General features: G+C 71.1%; 24 protein-coding genes and 3 pseudogenes. 13 read left to right on the top strand and 14 right to left on the bottom strand.

Features of this window, described 5'->3' with window-relative positions:
* Nucleotides 1-21: 21 nt before the first annotated feature.
* The gene (locus ACWD1U_RS19900; RefSeq protein WP_030243122.1) at nucleotides 22-702 is read right to left on the bottom strand and encodes a response regulator transcription factor; all 681 of its coding nucleotides are present in this window, start codon (nucleotides 700-702) and stop codon (nucleotides 22-24) included.
* A complete protein-coding gene (locus ACWD1U_RS19895) occupies nucleotides 699-1,991 on the bottom strand; it encodes a sensor histidine kinase (protein WP_451109133.1) in 1,293 nt (430 codons plus the stop codon). The genes ACWD1U_RS19900 and ACWD1U_RS19895 overlap by 4 nt, the downstream gene beginning before the upstream one ends.
* Nucleotides 1,992-2,236: 245 nt before the next feature.
* Between ACWD1U_RS19895 and phoU the strand changes: the two genes are divergently transcribed.
* From phoU to ACWD1U_RS19880, 3 genes are all read left to right on the top strand, one after another.
* Entirely contained in the window at nucleotides 2,237-2,938 is a 702-nt protein-coding gene (gene phoU, locus ACWD1U_RS19890; protein WP_451109131.1) for a phosphate signaling complex protein PhoU, read from the top strand.
* A 162-nt stretch (nucleotides 2,939-3,100) separates the two neighbouring features.
* The gene (locus ACWD1U_RS19885) at nucleotides 3,101-3,256 is read left to right on the top strand and encodes a hypothetical protein (RefSeq protein WP_451109129.1); all 156 of its coding nucleotides are present in this window, start codon (nucleotides 3,101-3,103) and stop codon (nucleotides 3,254-3,256) included.
* A gap of 146 nt (nucleotides 3,257-3,402) precedes the next feature.
* Complete coding sequence (locus ACWD1U_RS19880) at nucleotides 3,403-3,651, top strand: SCO4226 family nickel-binding protein (RefSeq protein WP_451109127.1); 249 nt, start codon at nucleotides 3,403-3,405, stop codon at nucleotides 3,649-3,651.
* Between the two features lie 365 nt (nucleotides 3,652-4,016).
* Here the strand turns inward: ACWD1U_RS19880 and ACWD1U_RS19875 are convergent, their stop codons facing one another.
* The 3 genes from ACWD1U_RS19875 to ACWD1U_RS19865 form a co-directional block, all read right to left on the bottom strand.
* Nucleotides 4,017-4,451, bottom strand: coding sequence for a hypothetical protein (locus tag ACWD1U_RS19875; RefSeq protein ID WP_451109125.1), 435 nt, complete (start codon nucleotides 4,449-4,451; stop codon nucleotides 4,017-4,019).
* A gap of 739 nt (nucleotides 4,452-5,190) precedes the next feature.
* The gene (locus tag ACWD1U_RS19870) at nucleotides 5,191-6,381 is read right to left on the bottom strand and encodes a serine hydrolase domain-containing protein (protein WP_451109123.1); all 1,191 of its coding nucleotides are present in this window, start codon (nucleotides 6,379-6,381) and stop codon (nucleotides 5,191-5,193) included.
* 283 nt (nucleotides 6,382-6,664) lie between these two features.
* Entirely contained in the window at nucleotides 6,665-7,426 is a 762-nt protein-coding gene (locus ACWD1U_RS19865) for a phosphoglyceromutase (RefSeq protein WP_451109122.1), read from the bottom strand.
* 148 nt (nucleotides 7,427-7,574) lie between these two features.
* On the opposite strand from ACWD1U_RS19865, the gene ACWD1U_RS19860 reads away from it, so the two are divergent.
* Entirely contained in the window at nucleotides 7,575-8,852 is a 1,278-nt protein-coding gene (locus ACWD1U_RS19860) for an MDR family MFS transporter (protein ID WP_451109120.1), read from the top strand.
* A gap of 46 nt (nucleotides 8,853-8,898) precedes the next feature.
* Here ACWD1U_RS19860 and ACWD1U_RS19855 read toward each other — a convergent pair whose 3' ends face one another.
* Nucleotides 8,899-9,108, bottom strand: a complete 210-nt coding sequence (locus ACWD1U_RS19855) for a hypothetical protein (RefSeq protein ID WP_451109118.1) — start codon at nucleotides 9,106-9,108, stop codon at nucleotides 8,899-8,901.
* Between the two features lie 115 nt (nucleotides 9,109-9,223).
* Here ACWD1U_RS19855 and ACWD1U_RS19850 point away from each other — a divergent pair, with 115 nt between their 5' ends.
* Nucleotides 9,224-9,643 carry a nuclear transport factor 2 family protein gene (locus ACWD1U_RS19850; RefSeq protein ID WP_451109116.1) on the top strand — a complete coding sequence of 140 codons (420 nt, stop codon included), beginning with the start codon at nucleotides 9,224-9,226 and terminating at the stop codon, nucleotides 9,641-9,643.
* A gap of 81 nt (nucleotides 9,644-9,724) precedes the next feature.
* On the opposite strand, the gene ACWD1U_RS19845 is transcribed toward ACWD1U_RS19850, so the two are convergent.
* On the bottom strand, nucleotides 9,725-10,441 hold the full coding sequence (locus ACWD1U_RS19845) for a YqeB family protein (RefSeq protein ID WP_451109115.1): 717 nt from the start codon (nucleotides 10,439-10,441) through the stop codon (nucleotides 9,725-9,727).
* 92 nt (nucleotides 10,442-10,533) lie between these two features.
* Nucleotides 10,534-10,971: a DUF2000 family protein gene (locus ACWD1U_RS19840; RefSeq protein WP_451109113.1), complete on the bottom strand. Its 438-nt coding sequence runs from the start codon at nucleotides 10,969-10,971 to the stop codon at nucleotides 10,534-10,536.
* A gap of 49 nt (nucleotides 10,972-11,020) precedes the next feature.
* Between ACWD1U_RS19840 and ACWD1U_RS19835 the strand changes: the two genes are divergently transcribed.
* Nucleotides 11,021-11,866 carry an AraC family transcriptional regulator gene (locus tag ACWD1U_RS19835; protein ID WP_451109112.1) on the top strand — a complete coding sequence of 282 codons (846 nt, stop codon included), beginning with the start codon at nucleotides 11,021-11,023 and terminating at the stop codon, nucleotides 11,864-11,866.
* A 1-nt stretch (nucleotide 11,867) separates the two neighbouring features.
* On the opposite strand, the gene ACWD1U_RS19830 is transcribed toward ACWD1U_RS19835, so the two are convergent.
* Together ACWD1U_RS19830 and mshA are read right to left on the bottom strand one after the other, a co-directional pair.
* Nucleotides 11,868-12,377, bottom strand: a complete 510-nt coding sequence (locus ACWD1U_RS19830) for a YbjN domain-containing protein (RefSeq protein ID WP_451109110.1) — start codon at nucleotides 12,375-12,377, stop codon at nucleotides 11,868-11,870.
* Nucleotides 12,370-13,707, bottom strand: a complete 1,338-nt coding sequence (mshA, locus tag ACWD1U_RS19825; protein ID WP_451109108.1) for a D-inositol-3-phosphate glycosyltransferase — start codon at nucleotides 13,705-13,707, stop codon at nucleotides 12,370-12,372. Before mshA ends, ACWD1U_RS19830 begins: the two co-directional genes overlap by 8 nt.
* 366 nt (nucleotides 13,708-14,073) lie before the next feature.
* Here mshA and ACWD1U_RS19820 point away from each other — a divergent pair, with 366 nt between their 5' ends.
* From ACWD1U_RS19820 to ACWD1U_RS19810, 3 genes are all read left to right on the top strand, one after another.
* On the top strand, nucleotides 14,074-14,865 hold the full coding sequence (locus tag ACWD1U_RS19820; RefSeq protein ID WP_451109418.1) for a class I SAM-dependent methyltransferase: 792 nt from the start codon (nucleotides 14,074-14,076) through the stop codon (nucleotides 14,863-14,865).
* A gap of 228 nt (nucleotides 14,866-15,093) precedes the next feature.
* Complete coding sequence (locus tag ACWD1U_RS19815; protein WP_451109106.1) at nucleotides 15,094-16,176, top strand: NlpC/P60 family protein; 1,083 nt, start codon at nucleotides 15,094-15,096, stop codon at nucleotides 16,174-16,176.
* Between the two features lie 289 nt (nucleotides 16,177-16,465).
* Nucleotides 16,466-17,809, top strand: a complete 1,344-nt coding sequence (locus ACWD1U_RS19810; protein ID WP_451109104.1) for a SpoIIE family protein phosphatase — start codon at nucleotides 16,466-16,468, stop codon at nucleotides 17,807-17,809.
* Nucleotides 17,810-17,828: 19 nt separating this feature from the next.
* Here ACWD1U_RS19810 and ACWD1U_RS19805 read toward each other — a convergent pair whose 3' ends face one another.
* From ACWD1U_RS19805 to ACWD1U_RS19795, 3 genes are all read right to left on the bottom strand, one after another.
* Nucleotides 17,829-18,161: a DUF2516 family protein gene (locus ACWD1U_RS19805; RefSeq protein WP_451109416.1), complete on the bottom strand. Its 333-nt coding sequence runs from the start codon at nucleotides 18,159-18,161 to the stop codon at nucleotides 17,829-17,831.
* 106 nt (nucleotides 18,162-18,267) lie between these two features.
* Nucleotides 18,268-18,888: a hypothetical protein gene (locus ACWD1U_RS19800; RefSeq protein WP_451109103.1), complete on the bottom strand. Its 621-nt coding sequence runs from the start codon at nucleotides 18,886-18,888 to the stop codon at nucleotides 18,268-18,270.
* An 89-nt stretch (nucleotides 18,889-18,977) separates the two neighbouring features.
* The gene (locus ACWD1U_RS19795) at nucleotides 18,978-19,643 is read right to left on the bottom strand and encodes a helix-turn-helix domain-containing protein (RefSeq protein ID WP_451109101.1); all 666 of its coding nucleotides are present in this window, start codon (nucleotides 19,641-19,643) and stop codon (nucleotides 18,978-18,980) included.
* 138 nt (nucleotides 19,644-19,781) lie between these two features.
* Between ACWD1U_RS19795 and ACWD1U_RS19790 the strand changes: the two are divergent.
* Nucleotides 19,782-20,677: pseudogene (locus tag ACWD1U_RS19790) on the top strand (aminoglycoside phosphotransferase family protein).
* Nucleotides 20,678-21,128: 451 nt separating this feature from the next.
* Here the strand turns inward: ACWD1U_RS19790 and ACWD1U_RS19785 are convergent.
* A pseudogene (locus tag ACWD1U_RS19785) lies at nucleotides 21,129-21,434 on the bottom strand (SAM-dependent methyltransferase); the annotation flags it as partial.
* A 2-nt stretch (nucleotides 21,435-21,436) separates the two neighbouring features.
* Between ACWD1U_RS19785 and ACWD1U_RS19780 the strand changes: the two are divergent.
* The 3 genes and pseudogenes from ACWD1U_RS19780 to ACWD1U_RS19770 form a co-directional block, all read left to right on the top strand.
* Nucleotides 21,437-21,585 (top strand): annotated as a pseudogene (locus tag ACWD1U_RS19780) (DUF2269 domain-containing protein); the annotation flags it as partial.
* A gap of 120 nt (nucleotides 21,586-21,705) precedes the next feature.
* Nucleotides 21,706-22,293 (top strand): TetR/AcrR family transcriptional regulator, encoded by a 588-nt coding sequence (locus ACWD1U_RS19775; protein WP_451109099.1) that lies wholly within the window; start codon nucleotides 21,706-21,708, stop codon nucleotides 22,291-22,293.
* A gap of 4 nt (nucleotides 22,294-22,297) precedes the next feature.
* Complete coding sequence (locus ACWD1U_RS19770; RefSeq protein WP_451109097.1) at nucleotides 22,298-23,485, top strand: GDSL-type esterase/lipase family protein; 1,188 nt, start codon at nucleotides 22,298-22,300, stop codon at nucleotides 23,483-23,485.
* Nucleotides 23,486-23,502: the final 17 nt, after the last annotated feature.

The following is a 23,502-nucleotide window of genomic DNA, read 5'->3' as shown; positions in this document are numbered from 1 at the left end:
CTTCATCGTGCTGCCGCCGGTTTACGGCTCGAACTTGTAGCCCAGGCCCCGGACCGTCACCAGGTAGCGCGGGGCGCCCGGGTCCGGCTCGATCTTGGCGCGCAGGCGCTTGACGTGGACGTCGAGGGTCTTGGTGTCACCGACGTAGTCGGCGCCCCAGACGCGGTCGATGAGCTGCATGCGCGTGAGGACGCGGCCGGCGTTGCGCAGCAGCATCTCCAGCAGGTCGAACTCCTTCAGCGGCAGGTCGATCTTGGTGCCGCCGACGGTGACCACGTGCCGGTCGACGTCCATGCGGACCGGGCCCGCCTCCAGCGCGGCGGGGGTCACCTCCTCGGGCTCGCCGCGGCGGCGCAGCACGGCCCGGATACGGGCGACCAGCTCGCGGGAGGAGAACGGCTTGGTGACGTAGTCGTCGGCTCCTATCTCCAGCCCGACGACCTTGTCGATCTCGCTGTCCTTGGCGGTCACCATGATGACGGGGACGTTGGAGCGGCCGCGCAGCTGGCGGCAGACCTCGGTGCCCGGCAGGCCGGGCAGCATCAGGTCGAGGAGGACGAGGTCGGCGCCGTTGCGCTCGAACTCGTCGAGTCCGTCGGGCCCCGTGGTCGCGACGGCGACCTCGAAGCCCTCCTTGCGGAGCATGTACGACAGGGCGTCGGAGAAGGACTCCTCGTCCTCGACGACGAGCACACGGGTCACGGAAGGACCTCCGGGGCGGGAAGCGTTTCGTACGCGGTTGATTCGGGGGACGTGGAAGTGGACCGCCCGGCCTCTTCGTCGAGGCCCGCGCCTCCTGCGCGTATCTCTCGGGCGGGCTGCTGATGTGCGCGGTCGCGGGCCACACCGGCCTCCGGCAGCCGCAGGGTGAAGGTGGAGCCCTGGCCTTCGGCGCTCCACACCGTGACCTCCCCGCCGTGCGAGGCGGCGACGTGCTTCACGATCGCCAGCCCCAGTCCCGTACCACCCGTGGCGCGGGAGCGGGCGGGGTCGACGCGGTAGAAGCGCTCGAAGATGCGCTCCTTGTCCTTGTCGGAGATGCCGATGCCCTGATCGGTGACGGCGATCTCGATGTGGTCGCCGCCGGGGGCGCTCACCCTGCGGGCCGCTATGCCGACGCGGGTGCGGGCGGGCGAGTAGTTGACCGCGTTCTCGACGAGGTTGCCGAGGGCGGCGGCGAGCTGGCCGCGGTTGCCCCACACGTGCAGGTCGGCGGTGCCGCCCGCGGCCATGGTGATCTGCTTGGTGCCGGCCTGGTGCCGGCAGCGGTCGATGGCCTCGGCGACGAGCTCGCCGACGCGGACCGGCTCGGCGTCCTCCAGCGGGTCGTCGTTCTGCACCCGCGACAGATCGATGAGCTCCTGCACCAGGCTGGTCAGCCGAGTCGCCTCGATCTGCATGCGCCCGGCGAACCGCTGGACGGCCTCGGGGTCGTCGGAGGCGTCCATGACGGCCTCGGAGAGCAGGGAGAGGGCGCCCACGGGCGTCTTCAGCTCGTGGCTCACATTGGCGACGAAGTCGCGCCGGACCGCCTCGATGCGGCGGGCCTCGGTCAGGTCCTCCACGAGCAGCAGCACCAGCCGGGAGCCGAGCGGCGCGACCCGCGCGGAGACGGCCAGGGCCTCTCCGCGTCCGGTGCCGCGCCGTGGCAGGTCCAGTTCGACCTGGCGTATCTCCCCGTCGCGCCGCGTGTCCCGGGCCATCTGCAGCATCGGCTCGACGGCGAGCTTGCCGCCGCGGACCAGGCCGAGGGCGTACGCCGCCGAGCTGGCCTTGACGACGGTGTCCGCCTCGTCGAGTACGACGGCCGAGGACCGGAGGACGGACAGGACCGTGTCCACGCCCGGCGGAAGTACCGCGTCCGTGTGCAGGGAGCTACGGGTGGGGCGCTTCTGTTCGCGCTCACTCCAGCGGAACGCCAGCATGGCGATCACGCCGGTGAGCACCCCGGCGATCGCTGCCGCTGCGGCGACCGCCGCGTTCACGTCCATGCACCCAGGTTAGGCATGGGTCGGGCGCCGACCACAGTCGTCGGGCTACGAGCTCGAACACTCGTCGCTCAGAGTTCACCTTGGAGCCAGTATTGGTTCATTTGGGATGACGGAAACGGACGCGTACGGGCCGGAACGTGGGAGCGTGGGGTCCGGACCTTCGGTAATACGACGGTCGTACCGTCGGTCGTCCGGCGGGCCCCGGCCCCCGGACCTCCGACACAGACGCACGAGAGGGAACCCTGATGCGGGACGCGTACCACGAGGAACTGGACTCGATAAGCGACAGTCTGGTGGAGATGGCCCGGCTGGTCGGGTCGGCGATCGGGCGCGCCACGACCGCCATGCTCGACTCCGACCTGAAGCTGGCCGAGAACGTCATCGAGGCCGACCAGAAGGTCGACGAACTCCAGCACGACCTGGAGGCCCGGGCCATCGCCCTGCTGGCGCGGCAGCAGCCGGTCGCGACGGACCTGCGGATCGTCGTCACGTCACTGCGGATGTCGGCCGACCTGGAGCGCTCGGGCGACCTCGCCCAGCACGTGGCGAAGCTCGCGCGGCTGCGCTACCCGGACCGCGCGGTCCCCAGCGACCTGCACGCCACGATCCTGGAGATGGGCCAGCTCGCGCAGCGCCTGATGGCGAAGGCCGCCGAGGTCATCATCACCAAGGACGTCGACCTGGCGCTGCAGCTGGAGCAGGACGACGACGCGATGGACCTGCTGCACCGCACGCTCTTCCAGCACCTGATGGACGACCGCTGGAAGCACGGCATCGAGACGGCCGTGGACGTCACGCTGCTCGGCCGCTACTACGAGCGGTTCGCCGACCACGCGGTGTCGGTCGCCAAGCGGGTCGTGTACCTGGTGACCGGCGAGCACGCCGACGAGCTCCAGACGGATGTGCAGCCGGAGATCCAGGCGGTCCCGGGGGCGGAGAGCGCCTGAGCCCGGGCCGGCTCGGGCCTGCTGTGCGTACCGATGTGCGCATCGGCGTGAAGGGGCCGGGCGGGGATCGGCCTGGGTCCGCGGGCGCCTCTGTGCGCCGTTGATGCGCCCAGCGGAACGGGCATCCAATGGGCACAGGCACCAGTCCTCGAGGAGAGACCCATGGCCGAATCCCCCAGCACCACGCCCGACCCCACGCAGCAGCGCGAGACCGAGCAGCCCGCCGAGATCAGGAACCTGCCCCTGATCGCCGCGTGCGGCTGCGGCTCGGGCTGCGGCTGCGGGTGCCAGTCGGGCAGCCCCTGCCAGTGCGGCTGACGCCGGCGGCTTGTACGCAGAACCCTGTCGCAGGGCTCCGGCTGACCGCCGGGGCCCTGCGGCTTCGCGGGTCGCCTTCGGGAGCGTACGGGCGGAGCATGGAACCGGAGGGTTCGTACGGCAGCGAGTGAAGGAGGCTGAGGGCCATGGCCAAGTTCATGGACGTCCACCACAGCATGAAGGGCATCACGGCTGAGCAGCTGCGCGAGGCCCACGACGCCGACCTCGCCATAGAGGGGGACGAGCAGGTCCACTTCGAGAGGGCCTGGGCGGACCCGGAGTCCGGGCTCGTCTACTGCCTCTCGGAAGCCCCGTCGGCGGAAGCGGTCCAGCGCATCCACGAGCGGGCCGGGCACAAGGCGGACGAGATCCATCCGGTGCCGCTGACGGTGTGAGCGCAGGGCTGCGGCGCACGGTCGTTGTCTCGTGGGCCCGTCGTCAGTGCCGGCGGTCATGTTCTCCCCGCGCGGCCGGCTTCCGGGGGTTCCAGCTCTGCGGGGACTTTCGTCCGAGGGCGGCCCGGAGAAGGCGTCCGGGACCCCCCGACGGCCGGGCTTCGTCGGTGGGCAGTGGGTGACCTGCCTGCGTCTGCCGCGCACGGAACGTCACGGCGGCTGGAGCGGTATGCCTCGCTCACGAGCGACTTGACAGGCGGAAGTGCCGCTCCTCCTCCTCAGGTGCCGCACGGCCGAGCAGGAACATCGGCGGCTGTTCCGTCGCCTCCGTACGCCCTGGGCGGCCGGAGGCGGTCCGACGCACCTCAGAACTTGTGGTTGGTGATCATCGCGTTGCCGAAGACGTCATAGACCGACGCATACCCCTGATTCGAGTCCTTCCAGTCGGCGAAGGCCTCGACGATCGCGGCCGCAGCCGCCTGGGGGTCTTCCACCTGGGTCTTCCCGCCATTGATGTCGGTGGAGATGTAGGCGTTGCCCGTCTTTTCGTTCCACTCGCCGATGATGCGCTGCACACGTCCGACCGCGTCCTTCTCCTGCGCGGTTCCAAGCGCGTTGACCCAGGAGCGGAACTGCTGGGCGTTCTCCTTCGACTTCGCCTTGTCCGGATCTGTGGGAAGTTTTTCCACGACTCCGATCTCGTCGGCTTTCGCGGAGCTCTCGGTGCTGCAGGCGGCAGTTCCGGTGATCAGGACAGCGCCGAGCGCGAGTACTGCAGCGGTGTGGGGGGTGCGCTTCACAGGAATCTCCCTCGCATGCTTGCGGCAGATGCGAGATGTCAGAGTACCGGCGCCCCACGTCAGAGGAGCCGGTACTGGTCAGATGGGAAATCAGAACTTGATGGCGTCAGCCCTGTCGTTCCAGCTGCCGCCGAGGGTGTGAGCGGTAGGGAGGACACGCGGGAGTGCCGGTCGCGGACCGGTGGTCGAGCAGCAATCAATACGCGTCGTTGAGTGGCTGACGCGAAAGCGGAATCCCGAACTCATCGCGCCGAGTGGCGAGCCACGGATTTACAGTCGCAGCCGGCCCGGAAAAGGCGAAATGGCCCCACGGCGGCATTGCTGCTCCAGACACTGCCCCCACTCTTCATTTCCGATCGACACTGGGTTACTGGTCGGAAATACCCAGTCCGCTTCTTCTTGTCATGTCCTCAATGGAGCAGCGAAGCGTGACTGATCGAAACCGGAGGGAATGTAACACACTGATTGACAGCAGCCCACAGATACTTTTCGGTCATCAAGCGAACCGGCATCCCCGTAGGCCACTTCGAATCGCATGCGAAGACGCAGGGGCCGGCGGAGCGATTTCGGGCTGAAGTACGACGTCGGGGCCATGAGCAGCTCGTGAGCAGCGCATCGTCACCGAGACCATGAGGGAGCCTGGCGGGGCCGATCCGCCAGGGGAGCGTCACCGACTCCGCCTCTTGAGCGGGGCCCCAGGACCGCGGTGTCTCACCCCCCTGCCCTGCCCCCGAGGCCGCTAGCGGTTGATCACCGAACCGTCGTAGACGTGGTCCGGGGTGGCGACGAACGTGACCGCCCGGGCGAGCAGCGTGGACGGCTCCTGCCCCTCGGCCACGACATCCGAGTTGATCACGATGACCAGGGTGGCCCGCCGCGGCGGCAGATACACCGTCACGGTCTCGTAGCCCGGGATCGAGCCGTTGTGCCCGATCCACCCGTTGGTCTCGAAGATGCCGAGTCCGTACGTCGTACCGGGATAGCCCGTCGGCAGCGTCCTGAGCCGCTGCGCCTGGGTCTCGGGGCTGAGCAGCCGGCCCGTGGCGAGGATCGGGGCCCAGCGGCGCAGGTCGTGCAGGTTGGAGATCATCGCCCCGGCCGCCCACGCCCAGCTGGGGTTCCAGTCGGTGACGTCCTCGACCTCGCCGCTCAGCGTCTGGTCGGTGTAGCCGCGCGGATGCGGCTCGGGGAACTCGCCGCCCTTCGGGAACAGGGTGTGGTGCAGTCCGGCCGGGCGGAGCACGCACTCGTGGAGGAAGTCGGCGAGCCGCCGTCCGCTGACCTTCTCGATCACCAGCCCCAGCAGGACGAGGTTGGTGTTGGAGTACTGGAACTCCTGCCCCGGCGCGAAGGTGTTCGCGTGCCGGAAGCCGTACGCGAGGACTTGGCGCGGGGTGAAGGAGCGCTGCGGGTGGCTCAGCAGCTCATGGATGAAGTCGGGGTCGGCGGTGTACGGGAACAGCCCGCTGCGCATCCCGGCGAGGTGCCGCAGCGTGATCCGGTGCCCATTGGGCACACCCTTGACGTACCGGGAGATCGGGTCGTCAAGCCCGATCCGGCCGTCGTCAACGAGCATGAGCAGCGCGGTGACGGTGAAGGTCTTGGTCTCGCTGCCGATCCGGACGTACGAGTCCACCGCCATGGGCTCACCCGTCCCGGTGTCGGCCACCCCGAACGAACGGACGTAGCTGCCCCGGCCCGGCATCCACAGCCCGACGACGGCACCGGGGATGCCCGCCTGCCGCCGGGTGTCCTCGATGGTCCTGTCCAGCCGGGCGGTGAGCTCACGCCCGAGGCCGTGCGGCGGACAGTCGTCGGCGTCGTGCCGGGCGAGACCCGCGGCGTGCCCGGCAGCGGCGGGCGTGGCGGCCAGGGCGACCAGCCCCGCGGCGAACATCCGGCGGGAAGAAGTACGTCCAGTACGTCGCATGGGAGGCGCCTCTCGGGGGATGGCGGACACGAGGATCATCACCACCCGCCCCACCCCCGGCACCCCCTCACGACCGGCCCGGACCGGAGTCCACTCGTTCGGAGGCAGCGGTGAGCCCCCTCCGCAGCGGAGGGGGCTCGGCCTGGGTCTCCCGTCAGTGCGCGTGCCCGCTCGGGGTCGGTGAAGTCCCCTTGCCGCTGCCGCGCGCCGGACCGAGGCCTCGGCGCAGTGAAGGACGAGCACGCCATGCCGCCGTCCCTGCTCGCCGAGACCGCACTCCGTCCTACTTCTTCTTGCCCTGGTTCTTGACCGCCTCGATGGCCGCCGCAGCCGCCTCGGGGTCCAGGTACGTGCCGCCCGGGTTCAGCGGCTTGAAGTCGGCGTCGAGCTCGTAGGAGAGCGGGATGCCCGTCGGGATGTTCAGGCCCGCGATGTCCGCGTCGGAGATGCCGTCCAGGTGCTTGACCAGGGCGCGCAGGCTGTTGCCGTGGGCGGCGACCAGGACCGTGCGGCCGGTCAGCAGGTCGGGGACGATCGCGTCGAACCAGTACGGGAGCATGCGGACGACGACGTCCTTCAGGCACTCCGTGCGCGGGCGCAGCTCCGGCGGGAGGGTCGCGTAGCGCGGGTCGGTGAACTGGGAGTACTCGGCGTCGATGTCCAGCGGCGGCGGCGGGGTGTCGTAGGAACGGCGCCACAGCATGAACTGCTCCTCGCCGAACTCGGCGAGTGTCTGCGCCTTGTCCTTGCCCTGGAGGGCGCCGTAGTGGCGCTCGTTCAGGCGCCACGAGCGGTGGACCGGGATCCAGTGGCGGTCCGCGGCCTCGAGGGCCAGCTGGGCCGTGCGGATCGCGCGCTTCTGGAGGGACGTGTGGACCACGTCGGGCAGCAGGCCGGCGTCCTTCAGCAGCTCACCGCCGCGGACCGCCTCCTTCTCGCCCTTCTCGTTGAGATTGACGTCCACCCAGCCGGTGAACAGGTTCTTCGCGTTCCACTCGCTCTCGCCGTGGCGGAGGAGGATCAGCTTGTACGGTGCGTCGGCCATGCATCAGAGCGTAATCCACGCATTCGCCCGTTCGCGTGGCTGCCCGGCAGGCGGACGTTTGACGGGATCTGTAAATCGAGTGGCCGTCGGCGATCATCCGCTTGTAACTTGCGGTTGCCACAAGCACCGCTTACACCCGGGGGAGTCCATGCCGTACGCCATGCGTGCCCGACGTGCCGTACAGGAGACGGTCTCGGGGCTGCCCCGCGAGTTCTGGTGGCTGTGGACCAGCACGCTCGTCAATCGGCTCGGTGCGTTCGTCGCCACCTTCATGGCGCTGTACCTGACCCTCGACCGGGGCTACTCCGCCATGTATGCGGGTCTGGTCGCCGCCCTGCACGGGCTCGGCGGGGTGATCTCCTCGCTGGGCGGCGGCGTGATGACCGACCGGCTGGGCCGGCGGCCGACACTGCTGATCGCGCAGGCCTCGACCGCCGTTTCCGTGGCGATGCTGGGGTTCGTGCGCGATCCGCTGGCGATCGCCGGTGTCGCGTTCCTCGTCGGCATGGCGAGCAACGCCTCCCGGCCCGCCGTGCAGGCGATGATGGCCGACATCGTCCGGCCCGAGGACCGGATCCGCGCCTTCTCCCTCAACTACTGGGCCATCAACCTCGGCTTCGCCGTCTCCTCCATGGCCGCCGGATTCATCGCCGAGGTCAGCTATCTCGCCGGGTTCCTGATCGAGGCGGGCATGACGATGGTCTGCGCGATCCTCGTCTTCCTGCGGCTGCCGGAGTCAAAGCCGACCGAGCCGGTGAGCAGGGCCGCCGCCGGCTCGGACAGCTCCGTCAGCCTGGGGACCGTACTGCGCGACGGGCGCTTCATGAGCGTCGTCGGGCTGTCGTTCCTGGTCGCGCTGATCTTCCAGCAGGCGTCGGTCGGGCTGCCCGTGGCGATGGGCGAAGCGGGCTTCACCCCGGCCGAATACGGCATGGCCATCGCCGTCAACGGCGTACTGATCGTCGTCCTGCAGATCCCGGTCACCCGCTTCATCGAACACCGGGACCCACGCCGGCTGCTCGTGGTCTCGTCCGTCCTCGCGGGCTACGGCTTCGGGCTCACGGCCTTCGCGGGATCGGTCGGAGTCATCGCGCTCACGGTGTGCGTGTGGACGCTGGCCGAGATCGTCAACGCGCCGACGCAGACAGGTCTCGTCGTACGGCTGTCCCCGACGCACGGACGGGGCCGCTACCAGGGCATGTACACGATGTCCTGGTCCGTCGCGGCCCTCGTCGCCCCGCTGATGTCCGGGTTCATCATCGACCGGCTCGGGGCGGAGTGGTTGTGGGGCCTGTGCGCGGTGGTGGGGACGGTGGCCGGGCTGGGGTACGGCGTGCTCATGCGGCGGGTGCCGGAGGAGAAGACGGCGGCGGTGGTCGAACCCGAGGCGGGAGTCCGGCCGCAGCCGGAGGTCGGTGCGGGGTGATCCAGCCGGAGTCCGACCGGCCGTGCTGAAGGCACGCGGCGCGCCGTCATGAGTGGAACCCGGCCCAGTACTCGTCGTGACCGCACGCGAAGTCGTCCTGCCGCTCGGTCCTCGGCACCGCGTACCGCGCGGAGAAGACCTCCAGGGCCTCGTGGAGCGAACAACCGAGGTGGGCACGGAGTTCGATGAGGCCGAGGAGGATCTGGTTGCCCAGGATGTGGTCGTCTGCGACATCGACTGCGGCGCCCTCGGTCATGGTGTGATCGAAGCAGGTCGGCATCTAGTCGGCGACGAGGTTTGCCGCCGTGGCCGACCGAGGCTTACTTCCGGCGTAATCGACACCCCTGCCGCCCCCCGGCAAGCTGTCCGACATGACGACGACCACCACCGCAGACATCACCCGCGCCACCGTTCAGAAGTTCCTGGAGCTCCGGCTCGCCGGGGACACCGAAGGGCTCAGCGCGCTCTTCGCCGACGAAGTCGACTGGATGCTGGCCGAGAACCCTGTGGTCCCCTGGATCCGGCCCCGGTCCACCGCCTTGGAATGTGCCGCTCAGGCCGATGAGTTGGCCCGGTACACCGTGCCCGAGGACGCCCGTGCCTCCGTCGACACGTTTCTCGTCGACGGTGCCGACGCCGTGCTGATGGGGCAGTTGTCCGGGACCGTGCGGGCGACGGGCAAGTCCTTCTCGGGGCCGTTCGCGTTGCGGCTCACCGTCGAGGGCGGGCGGATCACGCGGCACCACCTGTACGAGAACAGCGTCTCGGTCGCCGCCGCGTGCACGCCTTAGGGGTCCTTGCACTGTGCCCGCCCGGGTCGCGCGCTCATAGTGCAAGGACCCCTCGGACGACGGACGGCGGCGGTGGCGCGTTCACCCGCCGGCCACCCGCCAGTACTGCCGCTTCTCCTCGTCCCGTACGACCACGCCCAGCCGCAGCAACTCCCCCCGCAGCTCCCGCGCCTCCCCGGCACTGTCGTCCTTTCGTGCCTGCGCCCGGGCCCTCAGCAGCGCGTCCGCTCCCTCCGGCAGCCCCGGTATGCCCGGAACCCAGCGGCGGAACTCGGCGCGGTGCGGGTCCTCCTCCGTCCACGCGTAGCCGTGCTCCACGAGCGCCTCCGTGAGGCGTGGCCAGGCCAGGCCGGAGTCTTCCCGGGCCAGTTCCAGGGTGTCCGGGGCCAGGAGGACGAGCTGTCTGCCGTCCCGGAAGAGTGCGGAGACGTCGTCGCGGGGGAACTGCCGCGAGGTGCCCCGGATCCTCAGCGTCACGTGGGTGTCGGTGACGGTGACCGACAGCGAGTCGTGTGCGGCCGAGAAGCCGAGGAGCAGGCCGCCGAGGACGCCCACCGCGACCGTGCCGAGGGTGAGGGCGGGCTCCGGGATCGACGTCAGCAGTTCGGCCGGGCCTTCGAGCGGTGCCCACGGCAGGGACAGCGACAGGCGGGCGAGGAGGGGGAGCAGCGCGCCGGCGCCCGCGCCGCACGCCACGCAGAAGAGCACGATGCCCCATGCCGACTCCGCGAGTTCCGTGACCGGACCGGGTGGTGAACCGGGCCTCTTCCCCATGTGGATCTTCCTGACTTCCCGCATGGGACGAGTTTCCGCTTGGGCGTCCCGCCTGTCGTCAGCCCTTGGTCTACGTGCTCGCGACTTTGGTCGGCGCCGCGGGCACCCCCGCCGGCTCACGGGTGCATCCGCGCCCCCTTCAGCACCTTGTCCACCGCGTTCTTGGGGCCGTAGACCGCGAGACCGACCAGGTCCAGTTCCGCCGTCGGGACCGCCCGGACGGCCGCGCGGTTGTCGCGGTCGTTGCCCGTGGTGAAGAGGTCGGAGGTGAAGACCGCGCGGGGCAGCGCGCGGGAGAGGGCTCGGCCGTGTGCCGCGGTCAGGGTTTCCTTCGCGGCCTCGAAGACCAGGACCGGCTGGCGGAACATCGGCAGGTAGGGCACCTGGTCCGCGTCCTCGTAGGGTTCGCCGATCACCTCGGGCAGTTGCGTTCCCACCCCGCTGACCAGGAACGCGGTCACGTTCAGGCGTTGCCAGGGCTCCAGGTCGTCGCGCAGCAGTACGGCGATCTTCGTGTCGAAGCGGATCGGCTCCAGGGTCGATTCGGTGTTCATGATCCGAGCGTGCCCGGCGGTTGCCGTCACGGTCTTGTACGTTCTTTGCATGGCCTCACAGCCCGCTCGCACGAACCGGCCGACCGGGCCGGAACGACCGACCGGGCCGGACCGGCAGCGGATCGTGTCCGCCTGGCGGCCCGCCGTGCCCGGTGTCGTCGAGGTCTTCCACGCCCGGTTCACCGAGTACGCGTACCCGATGCACGTCCACGACGCCTGGACGCTGCTGATCGTCGACACCGGCGCCGTGCGGTACGACCTCGACCGGCACGAGCACGGCACCCCGCACGACACCGTGTCGCTGCTGCCGCCGCACGTGCCGCACAACGGCTCCCCGGTCACCCCGGACGGCTTCCGCAAGCGGGTGCTGTACCTCGACGGGACGTATCTCGGGGACGAGTTGATCGGCGCCGCCGTCGACCGGCCCGATCTGCGCGACCCGCTGCTGCGGCGGCGGGTGGGGCAGGTGCACGGCGCGTTGCTGCGGCCCGGTGAGGAACTGGAGGCCGAGAGCAGGCTGATGTTCGTCGGGGAGCGGCTGCGGGGCCATCTGAAGGGGGATCCCGTATCCCCTCGGCCCGCCGATCCCGTCCTCGCGCGCCGGCTGCGCGAGCTGCTGGACGAGCGGGTCGTCGAAGGCATCGGGCTGCGCGAGGCAGCCGAGCTCGTGGGTGGCCACCCGGCTCATCTCGTCCGGGCGTTCAGCACCGCCTACGGCATCGCACCGCACCAGTACCTGACGTCGCTGCGCGTGGGGCGCGCCCGGCGGCTGCTCCTCGAAGGGCACTCGCCGGGTGTCGTGGCGGCGGCGACCGGGTTCTACGACCAGTCGCATCTCACCCGGCACTTCCGGAAGATGGTGGGGGTGCCGCCCGGGCGTTACCGCGCGGGATGAATCAGCGCTCCGGGCGCCGCGTCAGGTGGGCGAACGCGTCCAGGTTGCGCGTCGGCTCGCCCCGGGACACCCGCCAGTCGTACTCCTTGCGGATCGCCGAGGCGAAGCCCAGTTCCAGAAGGGTGTTGAAGCTGCCGTCGGCGGCCTCCAGGACCTGGCCGAGCAGACGGTCGATCTCGTCGGGGGTGACGGCGGACAGGGACAGACGGCCGGTGACGTAGACGTCGCCGTGCCGGTCGACGGCGTAACCCACGCCGTAGAGCTTGAGGTTGCGCTCCAGGAGCCAGCGGTGGACGCCCTGCTCGTTCTCGTCGGGGTGGCGGATGACGAAGGCGTTCAGCGACAGGGAGTGGCGGCCGACGATCAGGGAGACCGTCGTCTTCAGTTTCCGGGTGCCGGGGAGCTGCGCGACGTAGGAGCCGGGCTGGGGGCTCTCCCACTCCAGGTCGGCGTCCTTCAGCGCTCCCTCGACGACCTGTGCCGCACGCTGTTCCAGATCGGTTTCACCCATGCAGCGAGCGTACGCGACGGCGGTGTTCCTGCATCGCCGCCGTGTAGACGTCCGCCGTGGCGGCGGCCGCGGTGTCCCAGCCGAAGGACTGGGCGTGGCGGGCGGCCTGGTCGCCCAACCGGGGCGCCAGGTGCGGGTCGTCGGCGAAGTCGCGCAGCACGCGCGCGTAGTCGGCCGGGTCGTGGCCGCGGACGAGGAAGCCGGTGTGGCCGTCGCGCACGGCGACCGGCAGGCCGCCGACCGAGGCCGCGAGCACGGGGGTGCCGGTCGCCTGGGCCTCTATGGCGACCAGGCCGAAGGACTCGCTGTAGGAGGGCATGACCAGCACGGAAGCGGCGCGGAACCAGTCCGCCAGCTGCTCCTGGCCGACCGGCGGGTGGAACCGTACGACGTCCGCGATGCCGAGGCGTGCGGCCAGCTTCTGCAGGCCCTCGGGCTTGGCGAGGCCGCTGCCGCTGGGGCCGCCGACGACGGGCACGAGGAGGCGCGAGCGCAGCTCGGGGCGCTCGTCGAGGAGGACGGCGACGGCGCGCAGCAGCACGTCCGGGGCCTTCAACGGCTGGATACGGCCCGCGAAGAGCGGGATCAGGGCGTCCTGCGGCAGGCCCAGGCGGGCCCGGGCGGCGGCGCGGCCGTCGGCGGGCGAGAAGCGGGTCAGGTTCACACCGGGGTGGACGACGGCGACCTTGTCGAGGTCGGCGGCGTAGTGCCGGACGAGTTCGTCGGCCTCTTCGGTGGTGTTGGCGATGAGGCGGTCGGCGGCGGCGACGATCTGGGTCTCGCCGATGACGCGGGCGGCCGGTTCGGGGGTGTCGCCTGCGGCCATGTTGGCGTTCTTGACCTTGGCCATGGTGTGCATGGCGTGCACGAGGGGGACGCCCCAGCGCTGGGCGGCGAGCCAGCCGACGTGCCCGGAGAGCCAGTAGTGGGAGTGGACCAGGTCGTAGTGGCCGGGGCGGTGGCCGGCCCAGGCGTGCATCACGCCGTGGGTGAAGGCGCACAGCTGGGCGGGGAGGTCCTCCTTGTTGAGGCCCTCGTAGGGGCCCGCGTCGACGTGCCGGACGAGGACGCCGGGGGCCAGGTCGACGGCGGGCGGGAGGGTGGCGGAGGTCGCGCGCGTGAAGATCTCGACCTCGATGCCCAGGGCGGCGAGGCGCTGCGCGAGTTCCACGATGTAGACGTTCATGCCGCCGGCGTCGCCGGTGCCGGGCTGGTGGAGCGGGGAGGTGTGCACGGAGAGCATGGCGATCCGGCGGGGCCTGCGGTGCAGCCGCAGGCGCGCGGGCGAGGACGCCGAGCGCCGCCCGAGCCTGCCGATGTACTGGCTCACGTGGCGGACCTCCTTGGCTGCGGGCATACCGGCCGGAGGGTGCGCTGTGCCCTCCAAGCGGGTGCAACGCCGGAGGGAGGGATTCCCATTCCTGCCGGGGCGGTTTTTGCCGAGCCATTACCAACGTCGCTCAACCGTTCGAGAGTGGGGTGCGTCACCCGCGACGGGAGGGGCGAGCCGGACGCGGCCGGGTGACGGTCTCCCGCCGGGACCGCTCCCGGGCCCCGACCACGGGGTGAGCCTGACCGGCGCCGGCACCGCGCGGGCCCTGACGCCGGCCGGAGGCCACATACCCTCATAGGCATGACAGCCCGCACCGTCGCCCTCCCCCACCCTCGGCTTCGCTCGAGCGGGGGAACCCCCGTCGTGGGCACGGTGACGCGCGGGACGACCAACCCCAACCGGCTGCGCCGTATGGACCGCTGGATCGCGGCCACGCACGGTGCGGAGCTGCGGCGGGCCGCCGATCCGGTGGCGGTCGACCTCGGGTACGGCGCCGCCCCCTGGACGGCCGTCGAGCTGCTGCACCGCCTGCGTACGGCCGCGCCGCGCGCGCGGGTCGTGGGCGTCGAGATCGAGCCGGCCCGGGTCGCGGCGGCGCTGCCGTACGAACGGGCGGGCCTGGTCTTCCGGCACGGCGGGTTCGAGATCCCGATCCCGCAGCGGCCCCTGCTCGTCCGCGCGGCGAACGTGCTGCGGCAGTACGAGGAGGGCGAGGTCGCGGCCGTGTGGGAGCGGCTGTGCGGGCGGCTCGCCCCGGCCGATCCGGGATCCGGCTCGCGCGGCGGACTGCTGGTCGAGGGGACCTGCGACGAGATCGGACGCCGGCACGTGTGGGTCGCGCTCGGCCCGGAGGGACCGCGCACGGTCACCTTCGCCACCCGGCTGGGCTCCCTGGAACGCCCCTCCGACCTGGCGGAACGCCTGCCGAAGGCGCTCATCCACCGCAACGTCCCGGGCGAGCCGGTGCACGCCTTCCTGCGCGACTTCGACCGGGCCTGGGCGGCCGCCGCGCCCTACGCCTCCTACGGTGCCCGCCAGCGCTGGATCCGGGCGGTACGGGACCTGAGTGCGGACTGGCCGGTCGCGGACGGCCCGGTGCGGTGGCGGCAGGGGGAAGTGACAGTGCGGTGGCAGGCGTTGGCCCCGACCGCCTGACCCTGCCGGACGGGGCATCCCCCTGCGGCACCTCACATCTCCGACCCGGGCCGGCCGATGGAACGATCCCTCTGAGGCGTTCGTCACACTGACGGGGGATCGGCATGCCGGAGGCATACCGCCGAGGGGGTGGCGGGAAGTACTGCCTCTGTCGTTTCGCGGCCGGACATGGCAGCATCCCCAGGCGAACCGGACGTTACTGACGGTCAATCAGTTTGGGGCTGAGGTATGGGTACGGGCAAGCGTGGCCTGATCGCGACGGCCGTGGCCGTGGTCTGCGCGGTCACCGTGCTGGCGGCACCGGGCACGGCGTTCGCGACTCCCGGTCCCGGTCCCACACCCACCCCGAGCGCGGGTTCGACGCTCGCGCCCAGCAAGGACCTCGAGGCCGTACGCCAGAAGCTCGACAGGCTCTACCGCGCCGCGGCCCGCGCCACCGACGAGTACAACGCCGCCGAGGAGAAGGCCGACAAGCAGTCCGCCGAGGTCGCCGAGCTGGCCGAGAAGATCGTCGAGGGCAAGGAGAAGCTGAAGAAGCTCAAGGAGCGCGCGGGCGCCGCGGCCGCCGCCCAGTACCGCGGCGGCGCGCTGCCGCCCGAGGCCCGTCTGGTGCTGAGCGACGATCCGCGGGACTTCCTCGACGACGCGGGCCGGGTCCGCCAGGGCCACCACGCGACCAAGGGCCTGCTCGGCGAACTGACCCGCGCGCAGCAGGACTTGGAGCAGTACGCGAAGGACGCCGCCGCCCAGTGGAAGAAGCTGGAGGCGGGCCGTAAGGCCAAGGCCACCGCGCAGAAGAAGATCGAGAAGCAGATCGCGCAGGCGGAGAAGCTCGAGTCCGAGCTGCAGAAGGAGGAGCAGGAGCGCCTCGCCGAGCTGGAGAAGGAGGCCGCGCACAAGGCCCAGACCGCCTGGCTGGACTCCGGCATACTCGCCGAGATCAGCGGCAAGGCCTCCGCGCAGGGCAAGAAGGCCGTCGCCTACGCCACGGCCCAGATCGGCAAGCCGTACCAGTGGGGCGCCGAGGGCCCGAAGAGCTATGACTGCTCCGGGCTGACCTCACAGGCCTGGATGTCCGCCGGCCGCGGCATCCCGCGCACCTCGCAGGAGCAGTGGAGGCAGCTGCGGCACATCGACATCGAGGACATGCGGCCCGGCGACCTCATCATCTACTTCGACGACGCCAGCCATGTCGCGATGTACGTGGGGGACGGGGCGATCGTGCACGCGCCCCGGCCCGGGCGGGACATCACCGTCGCGGGGGCGGGCTCCATGCCCATCCTCGGGGTGGTACGGCCGGACGCCGGCTGAATCCCTCACGGCACACCGGATATCGGACACCTTCCGGTGACCTGGCCCACGTGACCCAATCCACCCGGACCCCCACCTGACACCGCGCTGACGTGACGTTCGTCATCCCCGCGACATCACAGGGCCGTCCAACTGCGGTACATATCGCGGCATATAGCACCGGCCGGTGGCACAGCGGCATGGCTCACACCATTCCTATGCGGCACCGACACCCGCTATGGTCCCCGTCGGTGGGTCGAGGTCCCTCGCCCCGGCCATGCCCTCGGGGGGAGGGAAGGAACCCAAGACGATGCCCGTACCCATACCGCGGCAGAGAGCGATCCCGGCCGCGGAGAGTGGTCAGGCGCAGGCCGCGTCCCCGTGCGGCGGACCCGCCGAGGAGTCCGTCACGGACACCTCGACCACGGCCCGCACGCCGGACACCGCCGGGAACACCACGAACAGGGCGGAGAACACCGCCCACACCAACCTGACGCTGCTGCTGATCGAGGACGACCCGGCCGGCTCGCCGATCGTGCCGGACATGCTCGACCAGGCGGGCAAGCCGATCCGCGTCCGCACGGCCCGCAATCTGACCGAGGCCGGGCGGCTGCTGACCGACGACGTCCACTGCATCCTGCTGGACCTCGCGCTGCCGGCGCCGGGCGGCAGGGACTCCGACGACGAGCTCGCCGTGCTCAAGCACGTGCTGGAACTCGCCCCCCGGCACGCCGTCCTGGCGCTGACCGCCTCGGGCGACGCCGAGCGCGGCGCGGAGGCGGTACGCGTGGGCGCCCAGGACTACCTCTTCCGCGACGAGCTGGACGGCCGGCTGCTGAGCCGCGCGATCCGCTACGCCGTGGAGCGCAAGCGTTCCGAGTCGGCCGAGCGCCGGCTCGCCGAGGGCCGGCTGCGCGCCCAGGAGAACCGCCGCCTGGAGCGCGGTCTGCTGCCGACGCCGCTGCTGGACGGCTCCCCGCTGCGGTTCGCCGCCCGCTACCGCCCGGGCCGCTCGCGGGCCCTGCTCGGCGGCGACTTCTACGACGTCGTGCGCACGCCGGACGGCACCGTGCACGCCATGATCGGTGACGTCTGCGGTCACGGCCCGGACGAGGCCGCCCTCGGGGTGGAGCTGCGGATCGCGTGGCGCGCGCTGACACTGGCGGGGCTGTGCGGCGACCAGCTGCTGGGCACGCTGCAGCAGGTGCTGGAGCACGAGCGGGCCGACGACGAGATCTTCGCGACCCTGTGCACGGTGGACATCGCGCCGGACGGCCGCCGCGCCGGCCTGTGTCTGGCGGGCCACCCCTCACCGCTGCTCGCCCGCCCGGGCAGGCCGGCCCGCCTGCTGCCGTACGACAGCAACGGTCCGGCCCTCGGGCTGCTGCCCGGGGCGCGATGGCCGCGGATGCAGGTGGAGCTGGGCGCCGAGTGGAGTCTGATGCTCTACACCGACGGTCTGATCGAGGGCCGCATCGGCGAGGGCCGGGAGCGGCTCGGCCAGGACGGCATGACGGAGATGGTGCGCCGGCAGTTGGCCGAGGGGCTGCGGGGCGAGCAGCTGCTACGGGCGGCGGTGAACGAGGTCCGCGACCTCAACGGTGGCGAGCTGACGGACGACGTGGCGGTGCTGCTGCTGGACCGGGTGCCGTAGCGGGTCCGCGCGGCGGCTGCTACCGGCCGCCGTTCCAGGGGCCGTAAGGGCCGTCACTGCTGGAGCCCCGCCGGCTGCGGCCACCGCCGGGGAGTGCGCGGATGGCGGGCCGGACGTCGACCATGTACACGATCGTCGCGATGAGCCCGATGATCGGCAGGAACGACAGGATGTCGAAGATCAGACTGACCACGAAGGCGAGCCCGAGGATGATCAGCCAGAAGGGCTTGGTCTTCTTGTCGGCCGCGCGGTAGGCGTCCTCCCGGCGTACGGCCGCGTCGATCAACGCGAAGCCGCTGAAAACGATCAGGGCCATGTTGAGAAGCGACATGAACCCCGTGAAGCCCTGCATCAGCACAACATCCACCACCTGACTCGGCTCGTCCCTACGCGGTCACCGTACCCGTACAACGGGCCGGGCACCCCCAGGGTGCCCGGCCCGCGTCGGCCTGCGCCGGTTACTTCGCCGGCGGCGTCGTCTTCTTGGCGGTGGTGGGGGTGGTCTTGCGTGCAGGGGCCTTCTTGGCGGCGGGCGCCTTCTTCGCCTGGGCGGCCTTGGCCTCGGCGGACCGGCCGGGCTCCTCCTTGACCTCGACCGGCTCGCGCTTCGGCTCGACCGCGATGGCGAGCTCCTCGACGCCCTCGGCGACGTCCTCGATGCTGTCGGCGGCCTCGCCGCGCCAGGTGCGGACGGCCTGCTCGCCGTGCTCGGCGACCTTCTCGTAGGTCTCGCGGGCCTTGACGGCGTACTCGGCGGCCACGCCGACGCCGCGCAGCGCGAAGTCCTGGGCGGTCTCGCCGACCTTCTTGATGTCGACGTCGAGGGAGCCGATGAACTCCGTGACCTTGTTCTGGAGGGTCTCCTGCGTCTCCTTGACGCGGGCGGAGGCCTTCTCCTGGACGGCCTTGGTGTCGGTGTTGCGTACGGCGTCGATCCGCGCGGGGGCCTCGGAGCGCAGCTGCTCCACCAGGGCCGGCACCTTCCTGGCCTGCTGAAGGGCGAGGTCGGCGGTGCCCGCGGCGAAGTAGAGCGGGGTCGGGTCGCTGAAGGTCTTGCGCAGGTCGTCGGTGATGGCCATGGTGATGGTCCTCCCGGATTCTGTCGTGCTCGAGGGTTCGGCTGAGGGTTGTGTGATCCGCGGTGGGACGGCCGGTGCCCTGGTCCGGTTCAGCCGGCCGTCTGCTGCGGGTCGGTGTCGTTGCCGCCGGTGCCCTTGCGGGTGCGGCGGACGGCGGACGTACCGCCGTCGGTCTTGCGGGGGCGGCGGCGGGCGGTGGAGCCGCCGTCGGTCGTGCGGGCGGAGGCACCGCCGTCCTGCTCACGGGCACGGCGCCGGGCGGGACGGTCGCCGTCGGCCGTGCCCGCCGCCGGTATCCCGGTGCCGCCGTCGGGAGCGTCCCCGTCCGCAGGCCCGCCACCGACCACGACACCGAGGACGGCGGAGCCGTCGGAGCCCGGGGCGCCCTCGGCACCGTCGCCGATCCCGAACCCGTTCTCCTTGCGGAAGGACTCGTAGATCTGCAGCAGCACCTGCTTCTGCCGCTCGTGCAGTGTCGGGTCGGCGAGGATGACGGCGCGCGTCTCCACCTCGTCCCGGTCCCGCTCGGCGTCGAGGATGCCGGCGCGGACGTACAGCGTCTCGGCGGAGATCCGCAGGGCCTTGGCGACCTGCTGCAGCACCTCCGCGCTCGGCTTGCGCAGCCCGCGCTCGATCTGGCTCAGGTACGGATTGGACACCCCGGCGGCGTCGGCGAGCTGCCGCAGCGACAGCTGCGCGTTGCGCCGCTGCTCGCGCAGGTAGTCACCGAGATTGCCGACGTTGAGCGATGCCATGACTCCACAGTGCAGCACCTCGCTAACTATTGCAAGCACCCGCTTGCAATAGTGCGCCATGCCACGCGACTGCCTGCGTGTGACTTCGCGCTCCAACTGGCGGATGGACCCGACAGTTGGCGAGTACGGTGACTCGGCATGATCGAATCCGAGACTGAGATCAGCGAGGATCTGGTCCGTGACCTGCTTCGGGAACAGCATCCGGACCTGGCCGAGCTGCCCATCCGCGAAGTGGCGGGCGGTTGGGGCAACCAAATGTGGCGCCTCGGTGACGAGTTGGCCGTCCGGATGCAGCGGATGGACACGAGCCCCGATCTCCAGCTCAAGGAGCGCCGATGGCTGCCGACTCTGGCCTCGCGCCTGCCGCTGCCGATTCCTGTCCCCCTACGGGACGGTGCGCCGTCCGAGCGCTTCCCCAAGATCTGGACCGTCATGACATGGGTCGAGGGCACGCCGCTGGACCACGGCTCGATCACTCGCGGCGCCCACGCGGCCGAGACGCTGTCGGGCTTCCTCAGGGCGCTGCACGTGGAGGCGCCCGCCGACGCACCGACCGCTTCGGACTTCGGCGCTCACCCCAAGGACTGCACGGGCGGCTTCGAGTACTTCTTCCAGGCCGTTGCCCCTGCCGACCTCGCCGACGAGATCCGTGAAGTCTGGGGTGAAGCGGTGGCGGCCCCGGGGTGGGGGGCCCACCGGTGTGGGTGCACGGCGACCTGCATCCCGCGAACGTCGTCGTCGCGGACGGGACACTGGCGGGTGTCGTCGACTTCGGCGCGCTGGTCGCCGGCGACCCGGCGTGGGACCTCGCGGCCGCTTGGCTGCTACTCCCCGCCGGCGGCGCCTCACGGTTTTTCGACAGCTACGCACAGGCGGACGAGGCATCGGTGCGACGGGCGCGTGGACTGGCCGCGATGAAGAGCCTGTTCCTGATGTTGATGGGCCAGAACGGGGACCGTGGCCTGCCCGGCGGCAAGCCGAACTGGGGGCCCGCAGGCCGGTCCGCACTTGATCGTGTCCTGAAGGGCCTTTGACGTCGGCATGGATCGACTGGGCCTCCCCGGCGGCCATGCCCTCGCTGAGAGGAATCGATGCAGCCCGGCCATTGGGACCGTGGTCTGAGAATCTCGGCGACGGTGTGGGCTGTCTCGAAGTGTTACCGGTGCCGGGGCGATGGAGAGGCGCAGCCATCGGAGGGCACGGGGGATAAGGTCGTGCACGTCGACGCTCCTTGCGCAGCGTTGGCCATGCCCCGGGAGGTCCAGCCACCTCGCCGGGGTCTTGTCAGCCGGCGACGCGCCCGAAAAAAGCGGATCGAACGCCTGACGGGGGCGCAGCCAACCGCCCCGTGGGCCGGCCACTGACCACCCCGCCTCGAGGCATGGGCCGCCGTGCGATCTGACGGTCGCCCTCCGGTACGGCTTCGAGACGGTCGGGCCGCTGCGGGTGTGGGTACCGGAGCGGTCCCGCTGATCCGCGCCCGGGTCAGTGCGGCTTGCGCGCCAGGAACGTGCCGGACCGCCTCTTCGCCCCACCTTCCGGTTCCTGCACCACCCGCTTCGTGACCACCAGCCCGGCCTGCCGGAGCAGTTCGGCGATGCGGTCCGGCGGCAGCAGGTACGACTCGTAGGTCACCGGGTGGTCGCCGTAGGCATGGGTCGGGCGCAGGTGCTCGCCGTCGCCCACGTGGCCGGCCAGCATCAGGCGCCCACCGGGTGCGAGGGTGCGGTGGAACTCGGCGAAGACGGCCGGCAGGTGGCGCGGCGGGGTGTGGTGGGTGGCGTAGTAGGCGGCCCGACGCCGGTGACGTGCTGTTCGGGCCGGTCGTGTCGCTGTCCGCTATGTCTTCATGACGGTGATATCCGTCCTGAAGCCATGGGGGCCGACGAGGTGGGGAAGGCGACTGCGGACGCCCGCGCGCCGCGCCCGACAGGAGGCCTGAGGCGATACGCCCAGCCGGCCCCCTGCCAATGACCATTCGTCCCTCCACACCATCATTTGCCATTTTACCTAAAAGAATTAGGCTGATGCGCTATCGCTTTTGGCATAAGGAAGGGTCCTCATGGCACGCGTGGGACTGACGCCGGAACGGCTGACCGAGGCCGGCGCGGAACTGGCCGACGAGGTCGGCTTCGAGCAGGTCACCGTCTCGGCGCTGGCCCGCCGGTTCGACGTCAAGGTCGCGAGCCTGTACTCGCACGTGAAGAACTCCCAGGACCTGAAGACCAGGATCGCCCTGCTCGCGCTCACGGAACTCGCCGACCGGGCCGCCGAGGCCCTGGCCGGCCGGGCCGGCAAGGACGCCCTGGCCGCCCTCGCGAACGTCTACCGCGACTACGCCCGGGAACACCCCGGACGCTACGCCGCCGCCCAGCTGCGGCTCGACCCGCAGACGGCGGCCGCGAGCGCCGGCGTCCGGCACGCGCGGATGACCCGGGCCCTGCTGCGCGGCTACGACCTGACGGAACCGGACCAGACCCACGCGGTCCGGCTGCTGGGCAGCGTCTTCCACGGGTACGTCAGCCTGGAGCTGGGCGGCGGGTTCAGCCACAGCGCCCCCGACACCGACGAGACGTGGGCCCGGATCCTCGACGCCCTCGACACGCTCCTGCGCAACTGGCCCGCTCCCCCTACGGACCCCCGAGGCTGACACGATGCACTCCGAGCACGACTGGATCACCACCCCCCTCACCGCGGACCTGCTGCGCGGCGCCCTCGACGTGGAGCGCACCGAACACGGCCTGCTCCCGCACCGGCTGCCCGCCCGGGCCCGCGCCCAGAACACCGACGCGCAGCTGGCGATGGCCGAGGCGCAGCCCTCCGGCGTCCGCCTGGCCTTCCGTACGGCCGCGACCGCCGTGGAACTGGACACGCTGCGCACCAAGCGCGACTACGTCGGTTTCCCGTCGCGCCCGGACGGCGTGTACGACCTGCTCGTCGACGGGCGCCCGGCCGGCCAGGCCTCGGTGACGGGCGGCAACGTCCTCACGGTCGACATGGCGACCGGGAAGAGCGAGATCGCGTCCGGCCCGGTCGGCACCGTCCTTTTCACCGGTCTGCCCGCGGCGGAGAAGGACGTCGAGATCTGGCTGCCGCACAACGAGACCACCGAGCTCGTCGCGCTGCGCACCGACGCCCCCGTCGAGCCGCTGCCGGACCGGGGCCGCCGGGTGTGGCTGCACCACGGCAGCTCGATCAGCCACGGCTCCGACGCCGCCGGCCCCACGGCCATCTGGCCCGCGATCGCCGCGTCCCTCGGCGGTGTGGAGCTGATCAACCTCGGCCTGGGCGGCAGCGCGCTGCTCGACCCGTTCACCGCACGCGCCATGCGGGACACCCCGGCCGACCTGATCAGCGTCAAGATCGGCATCAACATCGTCAACCACGACGCGATGCGGCTGCGTGCCTTCGGCCCCGCCGTGCACGGCTTCCTCGACACGATCCGCGACGGCCACCCGGACACCCCGCTGCTGCTCGTGTCCCCCATCCACTGCGCCATCCACGAGGACACCCCCGGCCCCACCGCCCCGGACCTCGACGGATTCGGCAAGGGCCGCCTCCTGTTCGCCGCGATGGGGGACCCGGCCGAGAAGGCCACCGGCAAACTCACCCTTGCCGTCATCCGCGAGGAGCTGTCCCGCATCGTGGCGCAACGCGCCGCCGACGACCCCCACCTCCACTACCTCGACGGCCTTGACCTCTACGGCGAGTCCGACGCGGCCGAACTCCCCCTCCCCGACCACGTCCACCCGGACGCCGCCACCCACCACCGCATCGGCGAACGCTTCGGCCGACTGGCCTTCGCCCCGGGAGGAGCCTTCGCGGAAGGGTCACAGGGCTGAGGGGTCCGTGCACCATG

The sequence above is a fragment of the Streptomyces sp. NPDC002788 genome (assembly GCF_053592115.1).
This window is presented reverse-complemented; position numbering and strand designations above follow the sequence as displayed.

Excerpts from the sequence above, each read along its gene's own strand:
- ACWD1U_RS19895 (WP_451109133.1), bottom strand. The coding sequence starts at position 1,991 with ATGGACGTGAACGCGGCGGTCGCCGCAGCGGCAGCGATCGCCGGGGTG.
- phoU (WP_451109131.1), top strand. The coding sequence starts at position 2,237 with ATGCGGGACGCGTACCACGAGGAACTGGACTCGATAAGCGACAGTCTG.
- ACWD1U_RS19885 (WP_451109129.1), top strand. The coding sequence starts at position 3,101 with ATGGCCGAATCCCCCAGCACCACGCCCGACCCCACGCAGCAGCGCGAG.
- ACWD1U_RS19880 (WP_451109127.1), top strand. The coding sequence starts at position 3,403 with ATGGCCAAGTTCATGGACGTCCACCACAGCATGAAGGGCATCACGGCT.
- ACWD1U_RS19870 (WP_451109123.1), bottom strand. The coding sequence starts at position 6,381 with ATGCGACGTACTGGACGTACTTCTTCCCGCCGGATGTTCGCCGCGGGG.
- ACWD1U_RS19865 (WP_451109122.1), bottom strand. The coding sequence starts at position 7,426 with ATGGCCGACGCACCGTACAAGCTGATCCTCCTCCGCCACGGCGAGAGC.
- ACWD1U_RS19860 (WP_451109120.1), top strand. The coding sequence starts at position 7,575 with ATGCCGTACGCCATGCGTGCCCGACGTGCCGTACAGGAGACGGTCTCG.
- ACWD1U_RS19855 (WP_451109118.1), bottom strand. The coding sequence starts at position 9,108 with ATGACCGAGGGCGCCGCAGTCGATGTCGCAGACGACCACATCCTGGGC.
- ACWD1U_RS19850 (WP_451109116.1), top strand. The coding sequence starts at position 9,224 with ATGACGACGACCACCACCGCAGACATCACCCGCGCCACCGTTCAGAAG.
- ACWD1U_RS19845 (WP_451109115.1), bottom strand. The coding sequence starts at position 10,441 with ATGCGGGAAGTCAGGAAGATCCACATGGGGAAGAGGCCCGGTTCACCA.
- ACWD1U_RS19840 (WP_451109113.1), bottom strand. The coding sequence starts at position 10,971 with ATGAACACCGAATCGACCCTGGAGCCGATCCGCTTCGACACGAAGATC.
- ACWD1U_RS19835 (WP_451109112.1), top strand. The coding sequence starts at position 11,021 with ATGGCCTCACAGCCCGCTCGCACGAACCGGCCGACCGGGCCGGAACGA.
- ACWD1U_RS19830 (WP_451109110.1), bottom strand. The coding sequence starts at position 12,377 with ATGGGTGAAACCGATCTGGAACAGCGTGCGGCACAGGTCGTCGAGGGA.
- ACWD1U_RS19815 (WP_451109106.1), top strand. The coding sequence starts at position 15,094 with ATGGGTACGGGCAAGCGTGGCCTGATCGCGACGGCCGTGGCCGTGGTC.
- ACWD1U_RS19810 (WP_451109104.1), top strand. The coding sequence starts at position 16,466 with ATGCCCGTACCCATACCGCGGCAGAGAGCGATCCCGGCCGCGGAGAGT.
- ACWD1U_RS19805 (WP_451109416.1), bottom strand. The coding sequence starts at position 18,161 with ATGCAGGGCTTCACGGGGTTCATGTCGCTTCTCAACATGGCCCTGATC.
- ACWD1U_RS19800 (WP_451109103.1), bottom strand. The coding sequence starts at position 18,888 with ATGGCCATCACCGACGACCTGCGCAAGACCTTCAGCGACCCGACCCCG.
- ACWD1U_RS19795 (WP_451109101.1), bottom strand. The coding sequence starts at position 19,643 with ATGGCATCGCTCAACGTCGGCAATCTCGGTGACTACCTGCGCGAGCAG.
- ACWD1U_RS19775 (WP_451109099.1), top strand. The coding sequence starts at position 21,706 with ATGGCACGCGTGGGACTGACGCCGGAACGGCTGACCGAGGCCGGCGCG.
- ACWD1U_RS19770 (WP_451109097.1), top strand. The coding sequence starts at position 22,298 with ATGCACTCCGAGCACGACTGGATCACCACCCCCCTCACCGCGGACCTG.